Source organism: Pseudomonas sp. Eth.TT006 (assembly GCF_054456575.1).
Genome location: NZ_JBTJEN010000007.1, coordinates 285,831 through 305,774, shown reverse-complemented (window position 1 = coordinate 305,774; position 19,944 = coordinate 285,831). Strand labels below are relative to the sequence as shown.

At 60.1% G+C, this 19,944-nt stretch carries 21 protein-coding genes; 10 read left to right on the top strand and 11 right to left on the bottom strand.

The window, feature by feature from the left end; genetic code table 11:
* Positions 1 to 3: 3 nt before the first annotated feature.
* The 8 genes from ACXR0M_RS14120 to metG form a co-directional block, all read right to left on the bottom strand.
* A complete protein-coding gene (locus ACXR0M_RS14120; protein WP_458832436.1) occupies positions 4 to 183 on the bottom strand; it encodes a PA3496 family putative envelope integrity protein in 180 nt (59 codons plus the stop codon).
* A 107-nt stretch (positions 184 to 290) separates the two neighbouring features.
* Positions 291 to 929: an endonuclease III gene (gene nth / locus ACXR0M_RS14115; protein ID WP_458832435.1), complete on the bottom strand. Its 639-nt coding sequence runs from the start codon at positions 927 to 929 to the stop codon at positions 291 to 293.
* Positions 926 to 1,507, bottom strand: coding sequence for an Rnf-Nqr domain containing protein (locus tag ACXR0M_RS14110; protein WP_458832434.1), 582 nt, complete (start codon positions 1,505 to 1,507; stop codon positions 926 to 928). Before ACXR0M_RS14110 ends, nth begins: the two co-directional genes overlap by 4 nt.
* On the bottom strand, positions 1,504 to 2,109 hold the full coding sequence (locus ACXR0M_RS14105) for an RnfABCDGE type electron transport complex subunit G (protein WP_458832433.1): 606 nt from the start codon (positions 2,107 to 2,109) through the stop codon (positions 1,504 to 1,506). Before ACXR0M_RS14105 ends, ACXR0M_RS14110 begins: the two co-directional genes overlap by 4 nt.
* Entirely contained in the window at positions 2,106 to 3,089 is a 984-nt protein-coding gene (locus ACXR0M_RS14100) for an RnfABCDGE type electron transport complex subunit D (protein WP_458832432.1), read from the bottom strand. Before ACXR0M_RS14100 ends, ACXR0M_RS14105 begins: the two co-directional genes overlap by 4 nt.
* Positions 3,076 to 4,290, bottom strand: a complete 1,215-nt coding sequence (rsxB, locus tag ACXR0M_RS14095; RefSeq protein WP_458832431.1) for an electron transport complex subunit RsxB — start codon at positions 4,288 to 4,290, stop codon at positions 3,076 to 3,078. Before rsxB ends, ACXR0M_RS14100 begins: the two co-directional genes overlap by 14 nt.
* Positions 4,287 to 4,856 carry an electron transport complex protein RnfA gene (locus ACXR0M_RS14090; RefSeq protein WP_458832430.1) on the bottom strand — a complete coding sequence of 190 codons (570 nt, stop codon included), beginning with the start codon at positions 4,854 to 4,856 and terminating at the stop codon, positions 4,287 to 4,289. Before ACXR0M_RS14090 ends, rsxB begins: the two co-directional genes overlap by 4 nt.
* A 131-nt stretch (positions 4,857 to 4,987) precedes the next feature.
* Positions 4,988 to 7,039: a methionine--tRNA ligase gene (gene metG, locus ACXR0M_RS14085; RefSeq protein WP_458832429.1), complete on the bottom strand. Its 2,052-nt coding sequence runs from the start codon at positions 7,037 to 7,039 to the stop codon at positions 4,988 to 4,990.
* A gap of 364 nt (positions 7,040 to 7,403) precedes the next feature.
* Here metG and apbC point away from each other — a divergent pair, with 364 nt between their 5' ends.
* Positions 7,404 to 8,498 (top strand): iron-sulfur cluster carrier protein ApbC, encoded by a 1,095-nt coding sequence (gene apbC / locus ACXR0M_RS14080; RefSeq protein ID WP_458832428.1) that lies wholly within the window; start codon positions 7,404 to 7,406, stop codon positions 8,496 to 8,498.
* 95 nt (positions 8,499 to 8,593) lie between these two features.
* On the opposite strand, the gene ACXR0M_RS14075 is transcribed toward apbC, so the two are convergent.
* Positions 8,594 to 9,352 carry an SDR family oxidoreductase gene (locus ACXR0M_RS14075; protein WP_458832427.1) on the bottom strand — a complete coding sequence of 253 codons (759 nt, stop codon included), beginning with the start codon at positions 9,350 to 9,352 and terminating at the stop codon, positions 8,594 to 8,596.
* Between the two features lie 162 nt (positions 9,353 to 9,514).
* On the opposite strand from ACXR0M_RS14075, the gene ACXR0M_RS14070 reads away from it, so the two are divergent.
* The 4 genes from ACXR0M_RS14070 (at position 9,515) to groL (ending at position 13,039) form a co-directional block, all read left to right on the top strand.
* Complete coding sequence (locus tag ACXR0M_RS14070; protein WP_458832426.1) at positions 9,515 to 10,246, top strand: HugZ family pyridoxamine 5'-phosphate oxidase; 732 nt, start codon at positions 9,515 to 9,517, stop codon at positions 10,244 to 10,246.
* 65 nt (positions 10,247 to 10,311) lie between these two features.
* Positions 10,312 to 10,788, top strand: a complete 477-nt coding sequence (locus tag ACXR0M_RS14065; RefSeq protein ID WP_458832425.1) for an FxsA family protein — start codon at positions 10,312 to 10,314, stop codon at positions 10,786 to 10,788.
* Positions 10,789 to 11,047: 259 nt separating this feature from the next.
* Entirely contained in the window at positions 11,048 to 11,341 is a 294-nt protein-coding gene (locus ACXR0M_RS14060; protein ID WP_458832424.1) for a co-chaperone GroES, read from the top strand.
* A 51-nt stretch (positions 11,342 to 11,392) separates the two neighbouring features.
* On the top strand, positions 11,393 to 13,039 hold the full coding sequence (gene groL / locus ACXR0M_RS14055) for a chaperonin GroEL (protein WP_458832423.1): 1,647 nt from the start codon (positions 11,393 to 11,395) through the stop codon (positions 13,037 to 13,039).
* Positions 13,040 to 13,202: 163 nt separating this feature from the next.
* On the opposite strand, the gene ACXR0M_RS14050 is transcribed toward groL, so the two are convergent.
* On the bottom strand, positions 13,203 to 13,943 hold the full coding sequence (locus tag ACXR0M_RS14050) for a phosphatase PAP2 family protein (RefSeq protein ID WP_458832422.1): 741 nt from the start codon (positions 13,941 to 13,943) through the stop codon (positions 13,203 to 13,205).
* Positions 13,944 to 13,998: 55 nt separating this feature from the next.
* A complete protein-coding gene (locus tag ACXR0M_RS14045; RefSeq protein ID WP_458832421.1) occupies positions 13,999 to 15,945 on the bottom strand; it encodes an LTA synthase family protein in 1,947 nt (648 codons plus the stop codon).
* A gap of 199 nt (positions 15,946 to 16,144) precedes the next feature.
* Here ACXR0M_RS14045 and colR point away from each other — a divergent pair, with 199 nt between their 5' ends.
* The 5 genes from colR to ACXR0M_RS14020 all read left to right on the top strand — a co-directional run bounded on the left by colR (position 16,145) and on the right by ACXR0M_RS14020 (position 19,860).
* On the top strand, positions 16,145 to 16,828 hold the full coding sequence (colR, locus tag ACXR0M_RS14040) for a two-component system response regulator ColR (RefSeq protein WP_041068401.1): 684 nt from the start codon (positions 16,145 to 16,147) through the stop codon (positions 16,826 to 16,828).
* Positions 16,818 to 18,092: a sensor histidine kinase gene (locus ACXR0M_RS14035; protein WP_458832420.1), complete on the top strand. Its 1,275-nt coding sequence runs from the start codon at positions 16,818 to 16,820 to the stop codon at positions 18,090 to 18,092. The genes colR and ACXR0M_RS14035 overlap by 11 nt, the downstream gene beginning before the upstream one ends.
* Before the next feature lie 151 nt (positions 18,093 to 18,243).
* Positions 18,244 to 18,912 carry a class I SAM-dependent methyltransferase gene (locus ACXR0M_RS14030; RefSeq protein ID WP_458832419.1) on the top strand — a complete coding sequence of 223 codons (669 nt, stop codon included), beginning with the start codon at positions 18,244 to 18,246 and terminating at the stop codon, positions 18,910 to 18,912.
* Positions 18,913 to 18,916: 4 nt separating this feature from the next.
* Positions 18,917 to 19,630 carry a lipopolysaccharide kinase InaA family protein gene (locus ACXR0M_RS14025; RefSeq protein WP_458832418.1) on the top strand — a complete coding sequence of 238 codons (714 nt, stop codon included), beginning with the start codon at positions 18,917 to 18,919 and terminating at the stop codon, positions 19,628 to 19,630.
* Between the two features lie 2 nt (positions 19,631 to 19,632).
* Complete coding sequence (locus ACXR0M_RS14020; protein ID WP_025111684.1) at positions 19,633 to 19,860, top strand: hypothetical protein; 228 nt, start codon at positions 19,633 to 19,635, stop codon at positions 19,858 to 19,860.
* The last annotated feature ends 84 nt before the right edge of the window (positions 19,861 to 19,944 follow it).

Genomic DNA, 19,944 nt, shown 5'->3' with positions numbered 1-19,944 from the left:
GTGTCAGAGATCAAAGTCGTAATCGGCCAATTGCTTTTGCAGTCGGCGCTCCTCCAGCAGGTTATCGATGGTGCGGCGTTTGCTCAGGTTGGTCTTGGCGACTTCGACTACCGGTTCGGCGTCATCGGTTTCCGCAACGGTGAATTCGTCATCTACATCCAGTTGTTCTTTGCTGTCAGTCATCGAGTGAACTCCAGGCTAAGACTGCCTTTGGCGCCCCTTATAACGATATTCCTGCTGCGGGTAAAAAAGATTTTTTCAATCGACGAATCGATAAAACAGATAGTCAGTCAATCGTCCGAGGTTTTGTGCTTGTACTCGCACAAATCCTCGATCCGGCAGCTGCCACAGCGCGGCTTGCGGGCGAGGCACACGTATCGACCGTGCAAAATCAACCAGTGATGAGAGTCCAAGAGGTAGTCTTTGGGTACAAATTTCATCAACTTGTTTTCCACCTCAACCACGTTTTTACCCGGAGCGATACCGGTGCGGTTGCTGACGCGGAAAATGTGCGTGTCGACCGCCATGGTCAATTGGCGAAACGCGGTATTGAGCACCACGTTGGCGGTCTTGCGGCCCACACCGGGCAAGGCTTCCAGCGCTTCACGGGTTTGCGGGACCTCGCCATTGTGCAGTTCGACCAGCATGCGGCAGGTCTCGATCACGTTTTTGGCTTTGCTGTTGTAGAGGCCGATGGTCTTGATGTATTCGGACAGCCCTTCGACGCCCAGCGCATGAATCGCCGCCGGGGTATTGGCCACCGGGAACAGCTTGGCCGTGGCCTTGTTCACGCCGACGTCTGTCGATTGCGCGGAGAGAATCACCGCAATCAGCAGTTCGAAAGGCGAGGAGTAGGCCAGTTCGGTTTTCGGCTCGGGATTGTCTTCATGCAGCCTGCGAAAGATTTCAAGGCGTTTTGCGGCATTCATGGATGATGATTTTCCTTGGAAGGTGCGTTCGAGCGAGTCCAGGCCTGGTGCGCGGCCAGCAGCAGCCCCGATAAGATGAAGGCGCCGGGCACCAGGGTCATCAGGTGCAGCCCGTCACTGAACAGGGCCAGACCTTGCCAGTGCTCTGACAGACCATGACCGAGATGACCCTGACCGAGCAGCTCACGCGAAGCAGCCAGTACCAGCAGCAGCCCGCTCGACACGGCAAAAAACTTCAGGCGCTCGCTGAGCGTCTGACGAAAGAATCCATTGTATTCCAGCACCACGCACTGCAAACCAATCAGTCCGCCATAGATTCCAAGTGACTGCTGCCATTGCAACGCCCAGCGCTGCGCGAGGATATTGGCGCAACTGGTCAGCGTCGCGGCCAGCAACAGGCTGGCCAGCCACGCACCGCGGCCAGACAGTCGTGAAAGCAGTGGACCCCTGCACACCGCGTAAACCGTCACCACTACACTCGACATCAACAGCATGCCCAGCGCACCGGTCAAGGTGGTGCTGGTGCCCAGCAGCAATGCCAGCAGCAAGGAATTGCTCATCTGCGTTGGCCGGCTCATGGTGCGCTTCCCAGCAGAATTGCGCGGTGCTGATCAAAATAGCGCAGGGCGTCATGAATGGCATTCACGGTGGCGCGGGAGGTGACGGTCGCTCCCGCCAGTTGATCGAACTGTCCCTGATCCTTTTTCAATGCCCAGCCTGCGTCATCGGGTGCACTGCGTGATTTTCCGCTGAACCCGGCCAGCCAGTCATTCGGCCAGTCGCCGACAGGCCCGCCGAGTGCCGGGGTCTCGTTTTGCCGCAGGGTTTTCACCCCCAGCAGTCGGCCGCTGGTATCAATCGCGATCAATAGCTCGATGGCACCGGCATAGCCCTCGGTCTGCGTGCGTAACAACACCGCCACCGGTTGCCCGGCTTTGCTGGCGCGGTAACCCGCCAGCAGCGAGCTATGGCTCAACGTCATGTCCGTTAATGCCAGTGGCTGTTCCAGCGGTTGATTGTCGTAGCTGTCGGCCACGAGCACATCCAGCAGTCGGCGACTGTCGAGCAGCCGTTGTTCGAAGACAATTTGCTCGGCACTGCTGCGTTGCAGCACATAAGTCACGCAGACACCGACGCTGGCGATCAGCACCAGCGTGATGACCGAGGCCGCACGTTTCATGGAATCACCTGAGCTTGACGAGCGGCGGCAAAACGCTCCAGCGCCGGCACACAGAGATTCATCAGCAACACGGCAAATGCAACGCCGTCGGGATAACCGCCCCAGGCGCGGATCAGGTAAGTCAGCAGTCCCACACCGATACCAAACAACAGCCTGGCCATCGGGCTTTTGGCCCCGGACACCGGTTCGGTGATGATGAAAAACGCTCCGAGCATGGTAGCGCCGCTCAGCAGATGAAACAGCGGCGAACCGTGGGAGTCGGAGCCCGAACCGTTCCAGCACAGCAGGCTGACGACAAACAGGCTGCCCAGCATGCCGACCGGTGCATGCCAGCCGATCACCCGCCGCTGCAACAGCAGCAGCCCACCCGCGAGAAATGCCAGATTGACCCATTCCACGCCACGCCCGCCAAACCGGCCGAATGCCGGGTTGGTGGCGAACAGTTCTTCCATGGTCAGGCTTTTATTGACCCGCAGGCTGTCCAGCGCCGTGGCCTGCGCCCAAGCGTCCGGCGCCTGACCGACATTGAAGACGTGCGTAAAACTCGCCCACAGATTCATGCCATGCGCCGGCCAGTGGGTCATCGGTTGTGGAAACAGCAGCATCGCCAGCGCAAAACCGAGCATGGCCGGGTTGAACGGATTCTTGCCGACACCGCCGTACAAGTGCTTGCCGAACAGCAGACCGGATGCAATGGCCGTCACGGTCAGCCACCACGGGCAATAGGGCGGCAGGGCAACCGCCAGCAAGGTGGCGCTGACCAGCGCGCTGCCGTCGCTCAGCGCAGGTTGCAGCAGCTGCAGGCGAAGTCGGCTGACGCCAGCCTCGACCAGTAACGCGGTGGCTACCGCCAACAACAGATTGAGCAATACGCCCCAGCCGTATAGCCAGAACAACGTCAGCAGCCCCGGCAGGGTGGCGAGCAGCACCCACCTCATCGCCTGTAGCAGACGCTCGTCCGATGCTTCACGGGGCAACATGGTCAAGTACCTGACGCTCGGCGTCTTCCAGTCGGGCGCGGGCTTTTTCGAGGACGTCGCTGGGTGTATCGGCGCGGCGTTCGAGTTTGCTCAGTTCGGCGCGGGCGTAGGCCAGCTCGGTTTTCAACTGGCGCAGCTGACTGTCGATCGGGCGCTTTTCCACCCGCACCAGCTCAGGTGCCGGTTGCTCGCTGGCCGCCTCGGCGGTGTGCAGCGCCTGCTCGGCGTCACGCAGGGCCTGTTGCAGCGTGGCGAGCTGCTCTGGGGGCGCTTCGGCAGTCTGGGCCTTTTTCAGTTCGGCGCGGCGCATGGCCAACTGGATTTTCGCCCGTTTCAGGTCGGCGTCCTTTGCCGCAGGCGCGGCAGGAGTCGCCGGGTTAGCCGGAGCAGCGCTTTCGAGTTTCGCCAGCGCCTGTTCAGCCGCTTCGAACTGCTGTTGCAACACGATCAGTTGCGACTGCTGCTCAAACGTCGGCGGATGGCCGAACGCTTTCAGCGATTTGTGCAATTGCGCACGGCTCATGGCGACGTCGATCCTGGCTTTTTTCAGCACGGCGTCGGTGGTCGCGACTTTCTGTGCGCGTACCCGCTCCAGAGCTGCCTGCACCGGATCGAGGGCTGTTACCGCCGATTGCGCAGCCCGTTGCGCCCGGGCTTCGCGCTCCGCCTGTTTGTGTTGCTCTTCGCGTTGCAGGCGGGCGTTGCGGCGTTCGAAGCGTTGGCGCGCATGATCACGTTTGGCGTTGCGCGCCTGCCGTTCTTCCTCACTCGACGCCAGGCCACCGACCACCGGCAAGGTGCCGAGCGGCAGCGGATGCATCTCGATGCAATCCACCGGGCAAGGCGCCACGCACAGGTCGCATCCGGTGCATTCGTCAATCAGCACGGTGTGCATCAGTTTTGCCGCGCCGACGATCGCGTCGATCGGGCAGGCCTGAATGCACTTGGTGCAGCCGATGCACTCGGCTTCGCGGATGTATGCCACTTGTGGCGGTGCCGAACCCCGGCTGACGTCCAGTTCCAGCGCCGGCACTTTCAGCAGTTCGGCCAGGGCGGCGATGGTTTCGTCACCGCCGGGCGGGCACTTGTTGATCGGTTCGCCATCGACGATGCCTTGCGCATACGGCTTGCAGCCGGGGTGGCCGCATTTGCCGCATTGAGTCTGCGGCAGGAGGGCATCGATGAGTTGAATCAGACTCATGTTTTGATCAGTCCACTGAATCCGAGAAAAATCACTGCGATCAGTCCGGCGCCGATCAGGTCGATCGGCAGGCCACGAAAGGGCAGGGGAATGTCGTTGTCGGCCGTGCGTTCACGCAAGTCGCTGAACAGGCTCAGCACCAGCCAGAAACCCAGCCCGGCGCCAAGGCTCAGCGCTGTTGCCTGCAGCAGTCCGCGATCATCTTGCGCATTGAGCAAGGCCAGCCCCAAGGCGCCGGCATTGCCGAGCAACAGCGGCCACAAGCCGTCGAAGGGCCAGTCGGGCAGCGCCCGCGCCAGCCATTTCAGCAGCGGCGCGATCAGCAGCACACTGAACGGCAGAAATACAAACAGCTGCAGCGCCTGTAATTGAAGTGGCACCAACAGCCATTGCCAGAGCAGGTAACCGATGACGCCCACGCTCAGCATCAGGCACGCCGTCGCCAGGCCCAACGCATGCACCTGGCGTCGACTGCCTGCCAGCAGCGGATCGACGCCCAGCGGCCAGTGCAACACGAAGTTGTTGAGCAGGGCGGCACTGATCAGCGTAAGCGCAAGTTCGGTCATGGTTTTACCGGCGGCAACGGGCGGGTGTCAGTTGAGGTCAGCATTATCCGGTACCCGCGAACGGTGGGCCAGATATGAAAAATCCCACAGGCCTGCAGAACATGCCTGTGGGATCGTTTCAGCGCTGGGCCTTACTTGATGCGTTGACCCGGCTTGGCGCCGCTGTCCGGGCTCAGCAGGTAAATTTCTTCACCGCCGGGGCCGGCTGCCATCACCATGCCTTCGGAGATGCCGAACTTCATTTTCCGTGGCTTTAGGTTGGCGATCATCATGGTCAGGCGACCGTCGAGTTTCGACGGGTCCGGGTACGCGCTCTTGATTCCGGAGAACACGTTGCGCTGCTCGTCACCGATGTCCAGGGTCAGGCGCAGCAGTTTGTCCGCGCCTTCGACATGTTCAGCCTTGACGATCAGCGCCACGCGCAGATCGACGGCGGCGAAGGTGTCGAAGTCGATTTCCGGCGACAGCGGATCCTTGGCCAGTTCACCGTTGCCTGCAGGCGTGGCAGCACCGGTGTCAGTCTGGCTGGCAGTCAGGTCTTCTTTCGAGGCGTCGGTCATGGCCTGGACTTTTACCGGGTCGATGCGGGTCATCAACGGTTTGAATTCGTTCAACTGGTGGTTGGCCAGCAGGCTGGTGTGGTCGTTCCAGGTCAGCGGGGCGACGTTGAGGAACGCCTCGGCGTCGGCGGCCAGCAACGGCAGCACTGGCTTGAGGAAAATCACCAACTGGCGGAACAGGTTGATGCCGGTGGCGCAGATCGCCTGGACTTCATCCTGCTTGCCTTCCTGCTTGTTCAGCGACCACGGCGCCTTGTCGGCGATCCAGGCATTGGCGCGGTCGGCCAGGGCCATGGTTTCACGCATGGCACGGGCGAAATCGCGCGCTTCATAGGCGTCGGCGATGCTCGGTGCCGCAGCGAGGAACGCTTCGCTCAGCTCTGGCGCGGCGTTGTTGTCGACCAGCAGGCCACCGTTGCCCTTGTGGATGAAACCGGCGCAACGGCTGGCGATGTTGACCACTTTGCCGACCAGGTCGGAGTTGACCTTCTGCACGAAGTCTTCGAGGTTCAGGTCGAGGTCATCGACGCCACGGCCCAGTTTGGCCGCGTAGTAGTAGCGCAGGTATTCCGGCGACAGGTGATCCAGGTAAGTGCGGGCCTTGATGAAGGTGCCACGGGACTTGGACATCTTCTGACCGTTGACGGTCAGGTAGCCATGCACGTTGATCCCGGTCGGTTTGCGGAAACCGGCGCCTTCAAGCATCGCTGGCCAGAACAGCGCGTGGAAATTGACGATGTCCTTGCCGATGAAGTGGTACAGCTCGGCAGTGGAGTCTTTGCCCCAGAATGCGTCGAAGTCCAGCTCCGGTGTGCGGTTGCAGAGGTTCTTGAAGCTGGCCATGTAGCCGATCGGCGCATCCAGCCACACGTAGAAATACTTGCCCGGCTCGTCCGGGATCTCGAAACCGAAGTACGGCGCATCGCGGGAGATGTCCCACTGCTGCAGGCCGGCGTCCAGCCACTCGGCGATCTTGTTGGCCACGGCGTCCTGCAGGGTGCCGCTACGGGTCCAGGTCTGCAGCATCTGTTGGAAATCCGGCAGTTTGAAGAAGAAGTGCTGGGAATCCTTGAGCACCGGGGTGGCGCCGGAGATGGCCGACTTCGGATCCTTCAGATCGGTCGGGGCGTAGGTCGCACCGCATTTTTCGCAGTTGTCGCCGTACTGGTCTTCAGTGCCGCATTTCGGGCAGGTGCCCTTGATGAAGCGGTCGGCCAGGAACATTTTCTTTTCCGGGTCGAAATACTGGGTGATCGAGCGCGTGGCAATGTGCCCGGCGTCACGCAGTTTCAGGTAGATCTGGCTCGACAGCTCACGGTTTTCTTCGGCGTGAGTGGAGTGGAAATTGTCGAAGTCGACCAGGAAATCGGCAAAGTCGGCGCTGTGTTCAGCCTGCACGTTGGCGATCAGTTGTTCCGGAGTAATGCCTTCCTTTTCCGCGCGCAGCATGATCGCCGAACCGTGGGCGTCGTCGGCGCAGACATAAATGCACTGGTTGCCGCGATGCTTCTGGAAGCGCACCCACATATCGGTCTGGATGTATTCCAGCATATGGCCAAGGTGAATCGAACCGTTGGCATAGGGCAGGGCGCTGGTGACGAGGATCTTGCGTGGTTCGGACATGGGGGCTTCGCTACTTGATGAAACGGAGGTCGGCCACTATAAAGCGGCGGCGCATATTTTTCACCCTGTGCGCCTGTTTCCGGATGCGCCAGTCACTCGATTCGAGCCTGTGCAACCTTTTCATGCGACTGGGCCGGTGTGGCGAGGGGATTTATCCCCGATGGGTGGCGAAGCCGCCCTGAAACCAGAAGCATCAGTACATCAGGCGCACCGCATTCAATGGTTTCACGACTGCTGCGCAGCTGATCGGGGATAAATCCCCTCACCACAAAGTTTTTCCAGCTCAAGCAATCTGTTCGCCTCAAATCGATGTCCGGCGTACGATACCCGCCATCTTTTCCCAGTCTTGTTATCGGAGTTGCCCATGAGCGCCGTCACTCGCGCAGCGGTGGAAGCCGTCCTCAGCCAATACACCGACCCCTACCTGAATCAGGACCCGGTCAGCGCCGGTTGCGTGAAGCACATCGAGATCGATGGCGACCGCGTCAAGGTACAACTGGAAATCGGTTACGCCGCCGGTCTGTTCAAGAGCGGCTGGGCGCAACTGCTGCAACTGGCCATCGAAAACCTCGATGGCGTGACCGCGGCGAAAGTCGAGATCAACAGCGTGATCGCCGCGCACAAGGCTCAGGCGCAGATTCCCGGGCTGGCCAACGTCAAGAACGTGGTCGCGGTGGCTTCCGGCAAGGGCGGCGTAGGCAAATCGACCACCGCTGCCAACCTCGCGCTGGCCCTGGCCCGCGAAGGTGCCAAGGTCGGTATTCTCGACGCCGATATTTATGGCCCGAGCCAGGGCATCATGTTCGGCATCCCCGAGCGCACCCGTCCGGAGGTCAAGGATCAGAAGTGGTTTGTGCCGCTCAAGGCCCATGGTGTCGAAGTCATGTCGATGGCGTTCCTCACCGACGACAACACGCCGATGGTCTGGCGCGGGCCGATGGTCTCCGGCGCGCTGCTGCAACTGGTTACGCAAACCGCATGGGGCGATCTGGATTATCTGGTGATCGACATGCCGCCAGGCACCGGCGACATTCAGCTGACCCTGGCGCAGAAAGTCCCGGTGGCCGGTGCGGTGATCGTCACCACTCCGCAGGATCTGGCGCTGCTCGACGCGCGCAAAGGCGTGGAAATGTTCCGCAAGGTCAGCATTCCGGTGCTCGGCGTGGTGGAAAACATGGCGGTGCACATCTGCTCGAACTGCGGACATGCCGAACATCTTTTCGGTGAGGGCGGTGGCGAGAAGCTGGCGACTCAATACGGCGTCGAACTGCTGGCCTCGCTGCCGTTGTCGATGCTGATCCGCGAGCAGGCCGATGGCGGCAAGCCAACGGTGATCGCCGAGCCGGACAGCCAGATCGCCATGGTCTATCAGGAACTGGCCCGCCATGTTGGCGCGCGCATTGTGTTGCAGGAAGCGGCGACGCCGGCGATGCCGAATATCAGCATCAGCGACGATTGATTGGCGTCGCCCGTTAAAAGATCGCAGCCTGCGGCAACTCCTACAGAAAAGCTCTGTGTAGGAGCTGCCGCAGGCTGCGATCTTTTGATCTTGCTTTAGATCCGCAACCCGCCATCCATCTCCAGAATCCGCCCGGTGTAGTAGTCGTTCTCGAAGATATACGCCGCCGAGTGGGCGATTTCTTCCGGCTTGCCCATGCGCTTGAGCGGAATGCCCGAAGTCATTTTCTCCAGCGCTTCGGGCTTCATGCCCAGGGTCATCTCGGTTTCGATAAAGCCCGGAGCAATGCCCGCCACGCGAATTCCGTAACGCGCCAGCTCCTTGGCCCAGGTCACGGTGGCGGCTGCCACGCCGGCCTTGGCGGCGGAGTAGTTGGTCTGGCCGACGTTGCCGGCGCGGGAGATCGACGAAATATTGATGATCGCGCCGCTGGTCTTCAGCTCGACCATTTTTGCCGCGACTTCGCGGGTGCAGAGAAACACCCCGGTCAGGTTGACGTCGATCACCGCCTGCCACTGGGCCAGGCTCATTTTGGTCATTTCGCCGTCCTTGACCTTGAGCAGCAGGCCGTCACGCAGGATCCCGGCATTGTTGATCAGCCCGTGGATCGCGCCGAAATCTTCGGCCACCTGGGTGACCATGTGCTCGACCTGTTCCTCATTGGCCACGTTGCACAGGTAGCTGCGCGCCTCGACGCCTTTGGCCTTGCAGGCTGCCACCGCGTCGTCGAGTTTTTCCTGGTTCAAATCGACCAGCGCCAGCTTCGCGCCCTTGCCGGCGAAATACTCGGCCATGGAGCGGCCCAAACCCTGGCAACCGCCGGTGATAATGATTACTTTGTCGTTAAGTTGCATTGCGCATGCCCCGATAGCCGGTCTGAGTTTTTGTTATCGGCGACGCCCGATCTGAACCGGCCGCAGCCAGATTGCACATGAGCATAGCCCTATGGCGTAACCGGGACTTATCCCCAGGTGCCTGTCCGTTTTTTCGACGGAATCCATTTAAGGAGTCATAAATTGAGCGTTGACGCGGCCAAGAATGCCCGAGAATTGCTTCTCAAGGAATACCGTGGCGTATTGTCCACCCACTCCAAAGCGATGCCCGGTTTCCCTTTCGGCTCGGTGGTGCCGTATTGCCTGGACGAGCAGGGCCGCCCGCTGATCCTGATCAGCCGCATCGCCCAGCACACCCACAACCTGCAAAAGGACGCGAAATGTTCACTGCTGGTGGGCGAGCGGGACGCCGACGACATACAAGCTGTTGGTCGCCTGACTTATCTGGCCGAGGCGCAGAAGCTCGAAGACCCGGTCGCCATCGACGCCGCTGCCGAGCGCTACTACCGTTATTTCCCCGATTCGCAGAATTACCACAAGGCCCACGATTTCGACTTCTGGGTGCTCAAGCCGGTACGTCATCGCTACATCGGCGGTTTCGGCGCGATCCACTGGGTCGATCAACTGACGTTAGCCAACCCGTTCTCCGGCAAGGCCGAAATCAGCATGGTCGAGCACATGAACAGCGATCACGCCAAGGCCATCGCCCACTACGTGGAATTGGCCGGTCTGCCGCAAACGGTGCCGGCGCAACTGGCCGGCATCGACAGCGAAGGCATGCACCTGCGCATCGGTCAGGCGCTGCACTGGTTGCCGTTTCAAGCACCTTGTCATACGCCGATACAAGTGCGCGAAGCCTTGGTTTCTCTGGCTCACGCCGAGGTCTGGCCAAAAAATGCAGTGGCCGATGCTTGAATTCACGAAAGGGCGACGTCATCTAAGGCTTACTGCAAGGCATTTCTTGCGTTGAGGAATCTTTGATGCGCCCTTTTTTGTTGCTCTTTCTGCTGTTTCCGGTGCTGGAGCTGTTCGTATTCGTCAAAGTGGCAGGGGCAATCGGGTTTTTCCCGGCCCTGCTGCTGATCATTCTCGGCTCGATGTTCGGCGTGTTCGTGCTGCGCATCGCCGGTCTGGCCACGGCCCTGCGTGCCCGTGAAAGCCTGAATCGCGGTGAACTGCCCGCGCAAACCATGCTGGAAGGCCTGATGCTGGCGCTGGCCGGCGGTCTGTTGATCCTGCCGGGTTTCATCAGCGACGTGGTCGGTCTGGTGATGCTGCTGCCGTTCACTCGTCGCCTGCTGGCGAACAAGATGCGCCAGCGCGCCGAAGCACAGGCCATGCGCCAACGCGCGTTCGCCGACGACCTGCAACCCCGTGGTGGTCCTGCCCCGCGCCAGCCGCTGGGTCGTGAAGGTGATGTCATCGAAGGCGAGTTCGAACATCGCGACAGCAAATAATCCCTGCACAGAAACGGCACCTTCGGGTGCCGTTTCTGTATGCGCGGCATTCAAGGGGCAGATTGATGAAAAATTTTCTGTCCCTGCCCTTGTAATCAGCTTGTGCGCCCTTATGTATCGGTCACCGAAAGGTTTCCGGCATTCGAGCCGGACAGACTTCCGCGGTTCGCTCGCCGAATCGCAACCGGCGCAGGCCGGATTTGTTAAACCCGCCGGGACTACACCGGCCGATGAAAACCACAATTAGGAGAGATCGACAATGAAGCTTCGTCCTCTGCATGACCGCGTCGTCATCCGTCGCAGCGAAGAAGAAAAGAAAACCGCTGGCGGTATCGTCCTGCCAGGTTCGGCTGCTGAAAAGGCCAACCACGGTGTGATTCTCGCTGTAGGCCCGGGCAAAGCTCTGGAAAACGGTGAAGTGCGTGCACTCTCCGTGAAGGAAGGCGACAAGGTTGTGTTCGGTCCTTACTCCGGCAGCAACACAGTGAAAGTCGACGGTGAAGACCTGCTGGTAATGGGCGAGAACGAAATCCTCGCTGTTATCGAAGGCTGATACCCCCCGTTCATTTTCCCGTTACTACACAGTATTTAAGGAATATCGATCATGGCTGCTAAAGAAGTTAAGTTCGGCGATGCCGCTCGCTCCAAGATGCTCAAAGGCGTCAACGTTCTGGCTGACGCGGTAAAAGCGACCCTGGGCCCAAAAGGCCGTAACGTGATTCTCGAGAAGAGCTTCGGCGCTCCGACCATCACCAAGGACGGCGTTTCCGTCGCCAAGGAAATCGAACTCGAAGATCGCTTCGAAAACATGGGCGCGCAGCTGGTCAAAGACGTTGCCTCCCGTGCCAACGATGACGCCGGTGACGGTACTACCACTGCCACCGTTCTGGCTCAGTCGATCGTCAACGAAGGCCTGAAAGCCGTCGCTGCCGGCATGAACCCGATGGACCTGAAGCGCGGTATCGACAAAGCGACCATCGCCATCGTCAAAGAGCTCAAAGCCCTGTCCAAGCCATGCGCTGACACCAAGGCGATCGCTCAGGTCGGCACCATCTCCGCCAACTCCGACAACTCCATCGGCGACATCATTGCCGAAGCCATGGAAAAAGTCGGTAAAGAAGGCGTGATCACCGTCGAAGAAGGCTCGGGCCTGGAAAACGAACTGTCGGTTGTAGAAGGCATGCAGTTCGACCGTGGCTACCTGTCCCCGTACTTCGTCAACAAGCCGGACACCATGGTCGCCGAGCTCGACGGCCCGCTGATCCTGCTGGTCGACAAGAAGATCTCGAACATCCGCGAAATGCTGCCAGTGCTGGAAGCCGTTGCCAAAGCCGGCCGCCCACTGCTGATCGTTGCCGAAGACGTTGAAGGCGAAGCCCTGGCGACTCTGGTGGTGAACAACATGCGTGGCATCGTCAAAGTCGCAGCCGTCAAGGCGCCAGGCTTCGGCGACCGTCGCAAGGCCATGCTGCAGGACATCGCCGTTCTGACCGGCGGTACCGTGATCTCCGAAGAGATCGGCCTGAGCCTGGAAAGCACCACTCTGGAACACCTGGGTAACGCCAAGCGTGTCACCCTGTCCAAGGAAAACACCATCATCGTTGACGGTGCTGGCGTACAGGGCGACATCGAAGCGCGTATCGCTCAGATCCGTGCCCAGGTTGCCGAAACTTCCTCGGACTACGACCGTGAAAAACTGCAAGAGCGTCTGGCCAAGCTGTCCGGCGGCGTAGCAGTGATCAAGGTTGGTGCTGGTTCCGAAGTTGAAATGAAAGAGAAGAAGGCCCGCGTTGAAGACGCCCTGCACGCTACCCGTGCAGCCGTTGAAGAAGGCGTGGTACCTGGCGGTGGCGTTGCGCTGATCCGTGCTCTGGAAGCGCTGACCCAACTGACCGGCGACAACGCTGACCAGAACGTCGGTATCGCTGTGCTGCGTCGCGCTGTTGAAGCGCCGCTGCGTCAGATCGCTGCCAACTCCGGTGACGAGCCAAGCGTAGTCGTCAACGAAGTGAAGAACGGCAAAGGTAACTTCGGTTACAACGCTGCTTCCGGCGAATACGGCGACATGATCGAAATGGGCATCCTGGACCCAACCAAGGTAACCCGTTCCGCTCTGCAGGCTGCAGCGTCGATCGGCGGTCTGATCCTGACCACCGAAGCTGCTGTTGCTGATGCACCGAAGAAAGAAGGTGCAGCTGGCGGCGGTATGCCAGACATGGGCGGCATGGGTGGCATGGGCGGCATGATGTAAGCCAGCCTTACCCCGAAACGAAAAACCCCGCCTGCGATGAGCAGGCGGGGTTTTTTATTGCCTCAGGAACGATCAAAAGGCAAAAACTCGCAGCCTTCGACAGCCTCTGCGAGATCGATGAGCCTGCAGGCGCTGCCGAAGGCTGCGATCTTTCGAACTTCAATCAGGTAGTAGCGGGTTGTGCCTTGACCGCCTCTGTCTTCACTGCCGGGCGATACAGCAGCCAGTAATACGACCCCAGGCAAATCAGCCAGCAGAAGATCGCCGTCCACACGTTGTGCGAGAAGAAATGCGCGCCCTGCATCATTCGGCTGATCGAAAACACCGAACCCAGTGCGACGGCAAAGACCAACGCCTGGCGTGCAAGACGCGGGCGCCGGTCGCGCAGCACGAAGAACAGCGCAAACAGGCTGAAGCCGGTAGAGGCGTGGCCGCCGGGCCAGCAGCGGCCGGGTTTGTCGGTCGGCGGGCGAGGCTGCAGCAATTTGCTATAAGTTTCGTGACCGCCGAACTGCTCCAGACTCCACGGGCACTGCACGGCGGTGATTGTTTTCAGCGGGCTGACGAATGAGGTGGCGAGGCCGAGTGACAGCACCAGGCAGCCCAGTTCACGCTTGAATGGTTTGAGCCGTTGCAGAAAAAATGCCCCGATGAAGCCGAGTATCGCCAACACCGAAAATACGATCACCGCTTCCTTGGCGCGATCATGAACGATGTCCTCAAGGAAGAAACTGTAGCGCCCGATGAAATCGCCAGCGACCGGATCATAAAACACTCGGGCCAGAGCCATGTCCAGATCGGTCAGTTCCAGCAGCACCAGGATGATCGCCGCCGCAGCAGGAATGCCCAGGCAAAACCACCAATTGAGGGGGCGGGAAGAGTGATGTACAGCGGATGATGACATGAGCCAATCCTGAATAAAGGAAAACGCCCCGGTGCATCAGCCCGGGGCGTTTCTGTTAACGGTCGCTGACTTGCGCAGCGTTGTCGGGGGTTTTCCAGCTCAACAACTGCTGTTTGAAACCGTAACTGGCGGTCTGGTAATAGGTGATCGCCCGGCTGATCAGCGGATCGTCGCTGCTGACCCGCGACTCACGGCTCTCGGTCAGCGCATCGTCGTGACGGCGCAAGCCCTGGCGCGGACTGAGGATCGCCAGATCCTTGCCGTCGAACAGGCCAAGATGCTGGTAGTTGCCGACCACCACGCGCGGTGGCAGCGGATTGTCCTGCAACAGGTTGCGCCCGAAGAATGTCGAGGTGTAGTCCAGATTGAGCAAGCCCAGCAGCGTCGGAGCCAAGTCGATCTGGCTGGCCAGTTGCGCGCTTTCGCGAGCCTCGATCATTTTCGGCGCGTAGATGAACAGCGGAATCTGATAGTTGGTGATCGGCAAGTCTTCTTTGCCGGCGCTGCCCGCGGTGTGGTCGGCGACGAAAATGAAGATCGTGTTGTCGAACCACGGTTTCTGCCGCGCCTGCTCGAGGAACTGACCAATCGCGTAGTCGGTGTACTTCACCGCGCCATCACGGCCGTTGCCGGACTTGATGTCGATCCGGTTGTCCGGATAGGTGTAAGGCCGGTGGTTGGAGGTAGTCATCAACTGCAGCAGGAACGGTTGCTGCTTGGCGTAATCGGCATCGGCCAGTTTCAGCGTCTGACGATACAGATCCTCGTCGGCCATGCCCCAGGCGTTCTTGAAGTGGATCTCGGCTTCATCGACGCTGCTCTGGTCGACGACGCGATAGCCGTTGCCGCTGAAGAACGCGTTCATGTTATCGAAATAACCGCGTCCGCCGTAGACGAACACGCTGTCGTAGCCAACGGCACTCAGCTGTTGGCCGAGGCTGGCGAAACCGCTTTCACGGCCGATGCGCTTGACGATCGAACGGCCGGGCGTCGGCGGGATAGCCAGGGTGATGGCTTCCAGACCGCGGTCGGTGCGGGTGCCAGTGGCGTAGAAGTTGTTGAAGTACAGGCTCTGCTTGCGCAAGGCGTCGAGGTTGGGCGTCAGGTTGCGGCCGTCACCGTTACTGCCCAGGTACTTGGCGCTCAGGCTTTCGATGGTCACCAGCACAATGTTCGGTTTGCGCGCGGTGCCTGGATTGTCGATCACCCGGCGGATGTCCTGCGGGTCCTGGCCGATGAAGCGGGCGTTGCTTTCATTGAGCTCGGCACGGATCTGACCGGCGACCTTTTCCGCTGGCAGGCTCTTGTAGAACTGCGCGTAGTCCAGCTCATTGTTACGGAACGCCGCGAAGAACTGATACGGACCGTTGCTCGCCAGTTCGTTCTGGTAAGCGTTGCCACCCTGGGCGCGCGGGGCGTCCTGGCTGAGCAGTTGCAGGCTCAGGCCCGCAACGATCAACAGCCCCAAGGCGTTGAGCAGACGGGTGCGCAAAGGCGGCAGCGGGGCATTCATGGCGGTGTTGAACGGCTTGCGCAGGGCAACGCTGATGACCACGGCCAGCACCCCGAGAAGGCTCAGCAGTTTGCCGATCGGGTACGACTCGAGGACGTTGTTCAGCACCTCGTCGGAATACACCAGGTAGTCGACGGCGATGAAGTTGAAGCGCACGCCGAATTCGTCCCAGAACAGCCATTCGGCCACCGCCACGAACAGCATGGCGAACAGGCTGACGGTCAGCAGCACACGCAGGAAGCCGCGATGCCCGCGACGGCGCCACAGGCCCGGCGGGCACAGCAGCAGGTACAGGCCCAGCGGCAGGGCCGCGTAGGCAAGAAACCCCAGGTCATAGAGCGCGCCGATACCGAACACGGAAAGGGCAAAACCACCGGCCTCATCCAGGTGCGTCAGCAGCAAAACCGCTCGGGTCAGAAGAAAAATTACCAGCCAGACGCCGGTGATCAGCAGCAGAAAGCGCATCGGCGCGGTCTTCAAAGAGTCCATTGTCTCGATTTCCTGATATCAATGACGCGCGAGTCTCCGGCCACCGCTGTATTCAGGTTGTGAATCGATTGTGAAAACTTTGTTAGGTATTCAATTTGCCCGGGCGATCAGAATTGGGCGCGTGACGGCCTAGCTCTCAAACCGTGTTGGCCTTAAGCTGCGCGGGCCACGATGGCCGTTACTGTACGGAGGAATGCCAATGCGAATTCTATTGGTCGAAGACAACCGCGATATCCTGGCCAACCTGGCCGATTACCTGGGACTCAAAGGCTACACCGTCGATTGCGCCCAGGACGGCTTGTCGGGCCTGCATCTGGCTGCCACCGAGCATTACGACCTGATCGTGCTCGACATCATGCTGCCGGGGATCGACGGCTACACCCTGTGCAAGCGCCTGCGCGAAGATGCCCGGCGCGACACGCCGGTGATCATGCTCACCGCTCGTGATCAACTCGACGACCGCCTGCAAGGCTTCAAGTCCGGCGCCGATGATTATCTGGTCAAGCCATTCGCGTTGTCCGAACTGGCAGCGCGGGTCGAGGCGGTCATGCGCCGTACCCAGGGCGGCGGACGTCGCGCGCTGCAGGTCGGCGACCTGAGCTACGACCTCGACACCCTCGAAGTGACCCGCGAGGGCAAGCTGCTCAAGCTCAACCCGGTCGGCCTGAAACTGCTAGCGGTGCTGATGCAGAAGAGCCCGCACGTGCTGCGTCGGGAAATTCTCGAAGAAGCGTTGTGGGGCGATGACTGCCCGGACAGCGACAGCTTGCGCAGCCACGTCCACCAATTGCGTCAGGTGATCGACAAGCCTTTCGCCAAACCGTTGTTGCAGACCGTGCACGGCGTGGGCTATCGCCTGGCCGAGGGGCGAGATGGAGTTTAAGCAAAGCCTTTCCCAGCGGATCATCATCGCCTTTGCGTTGATGAGTGCGCTGGTGGCCGGGGCCTTTGCCATGGGCATTGTGGCGACCGTGCACCTGGTCGAGGAGAAACTGATTTCGGCCGGGCTGGGCGGCGATCTGCAGCGCCTGCTGCTGATGGACAATGTCTCGGACTGGAGCCATCGTCCGGAACCGGATCAGTTGTTCTACTTCAGCGGCGGCCCGGGGGATTTCGAGCTGCCCAAGGACCTGCGCCATCTCGATGCGGGTTTCCACGAAGTGTTCCGCGAACAGCTGTCGTATCACGCGATGGTTGAGGTCGTCGACGGTCGTCGTTATGTGCTGCTGCAGGATCAAAGCGATTTCGAAGAGCGTGAGCGCATCCTGTTCGCCGTGGTGCTGGTGGGCTTCGTGCTCAGCCTGGCGCTGGCGGTGTTCCTCGGCTGGGTGCTGGCGCGCAAGGTCATGGCGCCGGTAGTGCGCCTGGCACGGCAAGTGCGGCACCGCGACCAGTTGCTCGGTCTGGCACCGCCACTGGCCCCGGATTATGCGGCTGACGAAGTCGGCGAACTGGCGGTGGCGTTCGACGCCACGCTGGGGCGATTGCGTCAGGCATTGACCCGCGAGCGACTGTTCACCAGCGACGTCAGTCACGAACTGCGCACGCCGTTGATGGTGTTGGCCAGCTCCTGCGAATTGCTCCTGGAGAATCCGGCGCTGGACCAGCGCGGCCGGGCTCAGGTCGAGCGTATCGCCCGGGCCAGCGAGGAAATGCGCGAGCTGGTGCAGACATTCCTGATGCTTGCCCGCGCCCAGCGTGAGGACGCCGGGTCCGCGCCGCAGCAGAATATCTCTCAAGTGGCCGATGGCCTGTTGAGCATCTGGCGCGGCCCCATCGAGGCCAAAGGCCTGCGCCTGCTGTACGAGCCGGGCCATCCGCCGGATACCCGCTTCAATGCCACGCTGCTCAGCGCGGTCATGGGCAATCTGCTGCGCAACGCCTGTCACTACACCGAGCAGGGCTTCATTCGCCTGACCCTGAATGACAACGGCTTTGTCGTCGAGGATTCCGGGGTCGGCATCCCCGAGGAAAAACGTGAAGCGATGTTCCAGCCCTTTGTGCGTGGCAATGAAAAGCGCGGCGAAGGCTTGGGGTTGGGCTTGTCGCTGGTGCAGCGGATCTGCGAAAACCAGGGTTGGGAGGTGACGTTGAGCACCATGCAGCCCAACGGCTGCCGCTTTGAAGTGACGCTGGGGCCGCGCTGAACAGCATTGATGGCCCCGCGCTATTGCTTTCTCCCTGTAAAACCCTGTAATAGTTTGCAGGTTTACCTGACGTAATTTTCACAAAGGGACGACCTGACGCTGACATGCCATTACCTATGGTAGGGGCATCAGTTATTCAGGAGTCCCGATGATGAGCCGACCGATCAAGCTCGATTTTTCCGAAAAGTACGATGACCAGCATGCGCAAAAATATTTGCGCAAGCATCAGGACGGTCTCGGTCGTCGGTTGTCTCATTGGCGCGACGAGCAACTGGCCCGCAAGGCGCTGACGTTGGCCGGCGAGCCAGGGCTGGTGCTTGACCTGCCATGCGGCGCCGGACGTTTCTGGCCGTTGCTGGCGGAAAAACCCAACCGGGTGATCATTGGCGCGGACAATTCCGAGTCGATGATCAACACCGCAATGCAGTCGCAACCGGCCGATGTGGTGAAGCGGGTACAGCCCTTGCACACCTCAGCGTTCGACATTGCCTTGCCGGATAACGCTGTCGACAGCATTTTCTGCATGCGTTTGCTGCATCACATCGGTGAGGCCGAGCACCGGCGGGCGATTTTGCGCGAATTCGAGCGTGTCACCCGTGACAGCGTGATCATTTCGTTATGGGTAGACGGTAATTTCAAAGCCTGGAAACGCAAGCGCGCCGAGAAACGCCGTGGGCAGGAGGGTTACCAGAACCGCTTTGTGTTACCGGCCGAAACTGTGGAAAAAGAATTCGAAGAAGCAGGTTTTCGCATTCAGGAACAACTGGACTTTATTCCGCTCTATGCCATGTGGCGGGTTTACGTATTACGCAAGAGGTAACAGGATGGCGGTGCAAATAGCAGCAGAAACGGAAGTCGCTCCCAAGGATCGCTTCGACTACTACTGGAACCAGCGCGGTGAATGGGTGGAAGAGCCCAACGTTCGCCGGGGTGGGGAAAGTGGTGTGCAACGAGTGGTGGGCAGTGATGGACAGTTGCTATATGCCAAGCGTCAGACCGGGCATATCTACCGCAGTTGGCTGCATCCTTTCGGCCGTCCAACGGTATTGCGTGAGCTGGATGCCCTGACCGGTGTCAGCCGTCTCGGCGTGCGGGTACCGCAAATCGTCTTCTGCGGTGCGCAGCCTGATCCGCAATACAAATGGCGAGCGCTGCTGGTGACCAAGTCGCTGGACGGTTTCGACGAGCTGGAAAAGTGGGAAGCCGCTGGCGGTCGTGCGCAATACGGTGAAGCCGTCTATGAACGCGTCCTCAAAGACCTCGCGGAAAACCTCGCACGTATGCACAAGGGCCGCTGGCAACATAGCTGTATCTACATCAAACACGTATTCGTTCGGGTGACCGGCGAGGGCGATGCGGCGCAGGTCGAAGTGGCATTGATCGACCTGGAAAAATGCCGCCAGCGTCTGACCGCTTATCGCGCGGCCTCCCATGATATGAAGCAATTGCGTCGCCATTCGTCGTTCAGCGACACCGACTGGAAAAAACTCGTCTACTTTTACGAGACGGCGTTTGGCAGCGCTATCAAAGGTTTATAGCGATGAAACTCGAAATTGCACGAGGTTTGTTTTTGGTTGGCGCCTTGGCAGTTGCTTCATTGGCGGTGGCTGCCTGGGAGCAGCCCCGCATGCAGGTGATCGGAGCCACTACGGGCGATGCACACTGCGCAGTACCACGGGTGGCGAAAGCCTCCGTGGCGACTAAACCCGATCATGATTTGTTGCTGTTCATGTTCGGACTTTCTCAAGGGATGAGGCCGCAAAGTTGAACCGATTGAAGCCAAAATAAAAGGCCTCGCAGATGCGAGGCCTTTTTTTATGGCGTGTCTTCGGGATCACACCGTCCCCTGTGG

What these genes read in the sequence shown, in the direction of transcription:
- ACXR0M_RS14120 (WP_458832436.1), bottom strand. Translation starts at nt 183, where the DNA reads ATGACTGACAGCAAAGAACAACTGGATGTAGATGACGAATTCACCGTT.
- nth (WP_458832435.1), bottom strand. Translation starts at nt 929, where the DNA reads ATGAATGCCGCAAAACGCCTTGAAATCTTTCGCAGGCTGCATGAAGAC.
- ACXR0M_RS14110 (WP_458832434.1), bottom strand. Translation starts at nt 1,507, where the DNA reads ATGAGCCGGCCAACGCAGATGAGCAATTCCTTGCTGCTGGCATTGCTG.
- ACXR0M_RS14105 (WP_458832433.1), bottom strand. Translation starts at nt 2,109, where the DNA reads ATGAAACGTGCGGCCTCGGTCATCACGCTGGTGCTGATCGCCAGCGTC.
- ACXR0M_RS14100 (WP_458832432.1), bottom strand. Translation starts at nt 3,089, where the DNA reads ATGTTGCCCCGTGAAGCATCGGACGAGCGTCTGCTACAGGCGATGAGG.
- rsxB (WP_458832431.1), bottom strand. Translation starts at nt 4,290, where the DNA reads ATGAGTCTGATTCAACTCATCGATGCCCTCCTGCCGCAGACTCAATGC.
- ACXR0M_RS14090 (WP_458832430.1), bottom strand. Translation starts at nt 4,856, where the DNA reads ATGACCGAACTTGCGCTTACGCTGATCAGTGCCGCCCTGCTCAACAAC.
- metG (WP_458832429.1), bottom strand. Translation starts at nt 7,039, where the DNA reads ATGTCCGAACCACGCAAGATCCTCGTCACCAGCGCCCTGCCCTATGCC.
- apbC (WP_458832428.1), top strand. Translation starts at nt 7,404, where the DNA reads ATGAGCGCCGTCACTCGCGCAGCGGTGGAAGCCGTCCTCAGCCAATAC.
- ACXR0M_RS14075 (WP_458832427.1), bottom strand. Translation starts at nt 9,352, where the DNA reads ATGCAACTTAACGACAAAGTAATCATTATCACCGGCGGTTGCCAGGGT.
- ACXR0M_RS14065 (WP_458832425.1), top strand. Translation starts at nt 10,312, where the DNA reads ATGCGCCCTTTTTTGTTGCTCTTTCTGCTGTTTCCGGTGCTGGAGCTG.
- ACXR0M_RS14060 (WP_458832424.1), top strand. Translation starts at nt 11,048, where the DNA reads ATGAAGCTTCGTCCTCTGCATGACCGCGTCGTCATCCGTCGCAGCGAA.
- groL (WP_458832423.1), top strand. Translation starts at nt 11,393, where the DNA reads ATGGCTGCTAAAGAAGTTAAGTTCGGCGATGCCGCTCGCTCCAAGATG.
- ACXR0M_RS14050 (WP_458832422.1), bottom strand. Translation starts at nt 13,943, where the DNA reads ATGTCATCATCCGCTGTACATCACTCTTCCCGCCCCCTCAATTGGTGG.
- ACXR0M_RS14045 (WP_458832421.1), bottom strand. Translation starts at nt 15,945, where the DNA reads ATGGACTCTTTGAAGACCGCGCCGATGCGCTTTCTGCTGCTGATCACC.
- colR (WP_041068401.1), top strand. Translation starts at nt 16,145, where the DNA reads ATGCGAATTCTATTGGTCGAAGACAACCGCGATATCCTGGCCAACCTG.
- ACXR0M_RS14035 (WP_458832420.1), top strand. Translation starts at nt 16,818, where the DNA reads ATGGAGTTTAAGCAAAGCCTTTCCCAGCGGATCATCATCGCCTTTGCG.
- ACXR0M_RS14030 (WP_458832419.1), top strand. Translation starts at nt 18,244, where the DNA reads ATGAGCCGACCGATCAAGCTCGATTTTTCCGAAAAGTACGATGACCAG.
- ACXR0M_RS14025 (WP_458832418.1), top strand. Translation starts at nt 18,917, where the DNA reads ATGGCGGTGCAAATAGCAGCAGAAACGGAAGTCGCTCCCAAGGATCGC.
- ACXR0M_RS14020 (WP_025111684.1), top strand. Translation starts at nt 19,633, where the DNA reads ATGAAACTCGAAATTGCACGAGGTTTGTTTTTGGTTGGCGCCTTGGCA.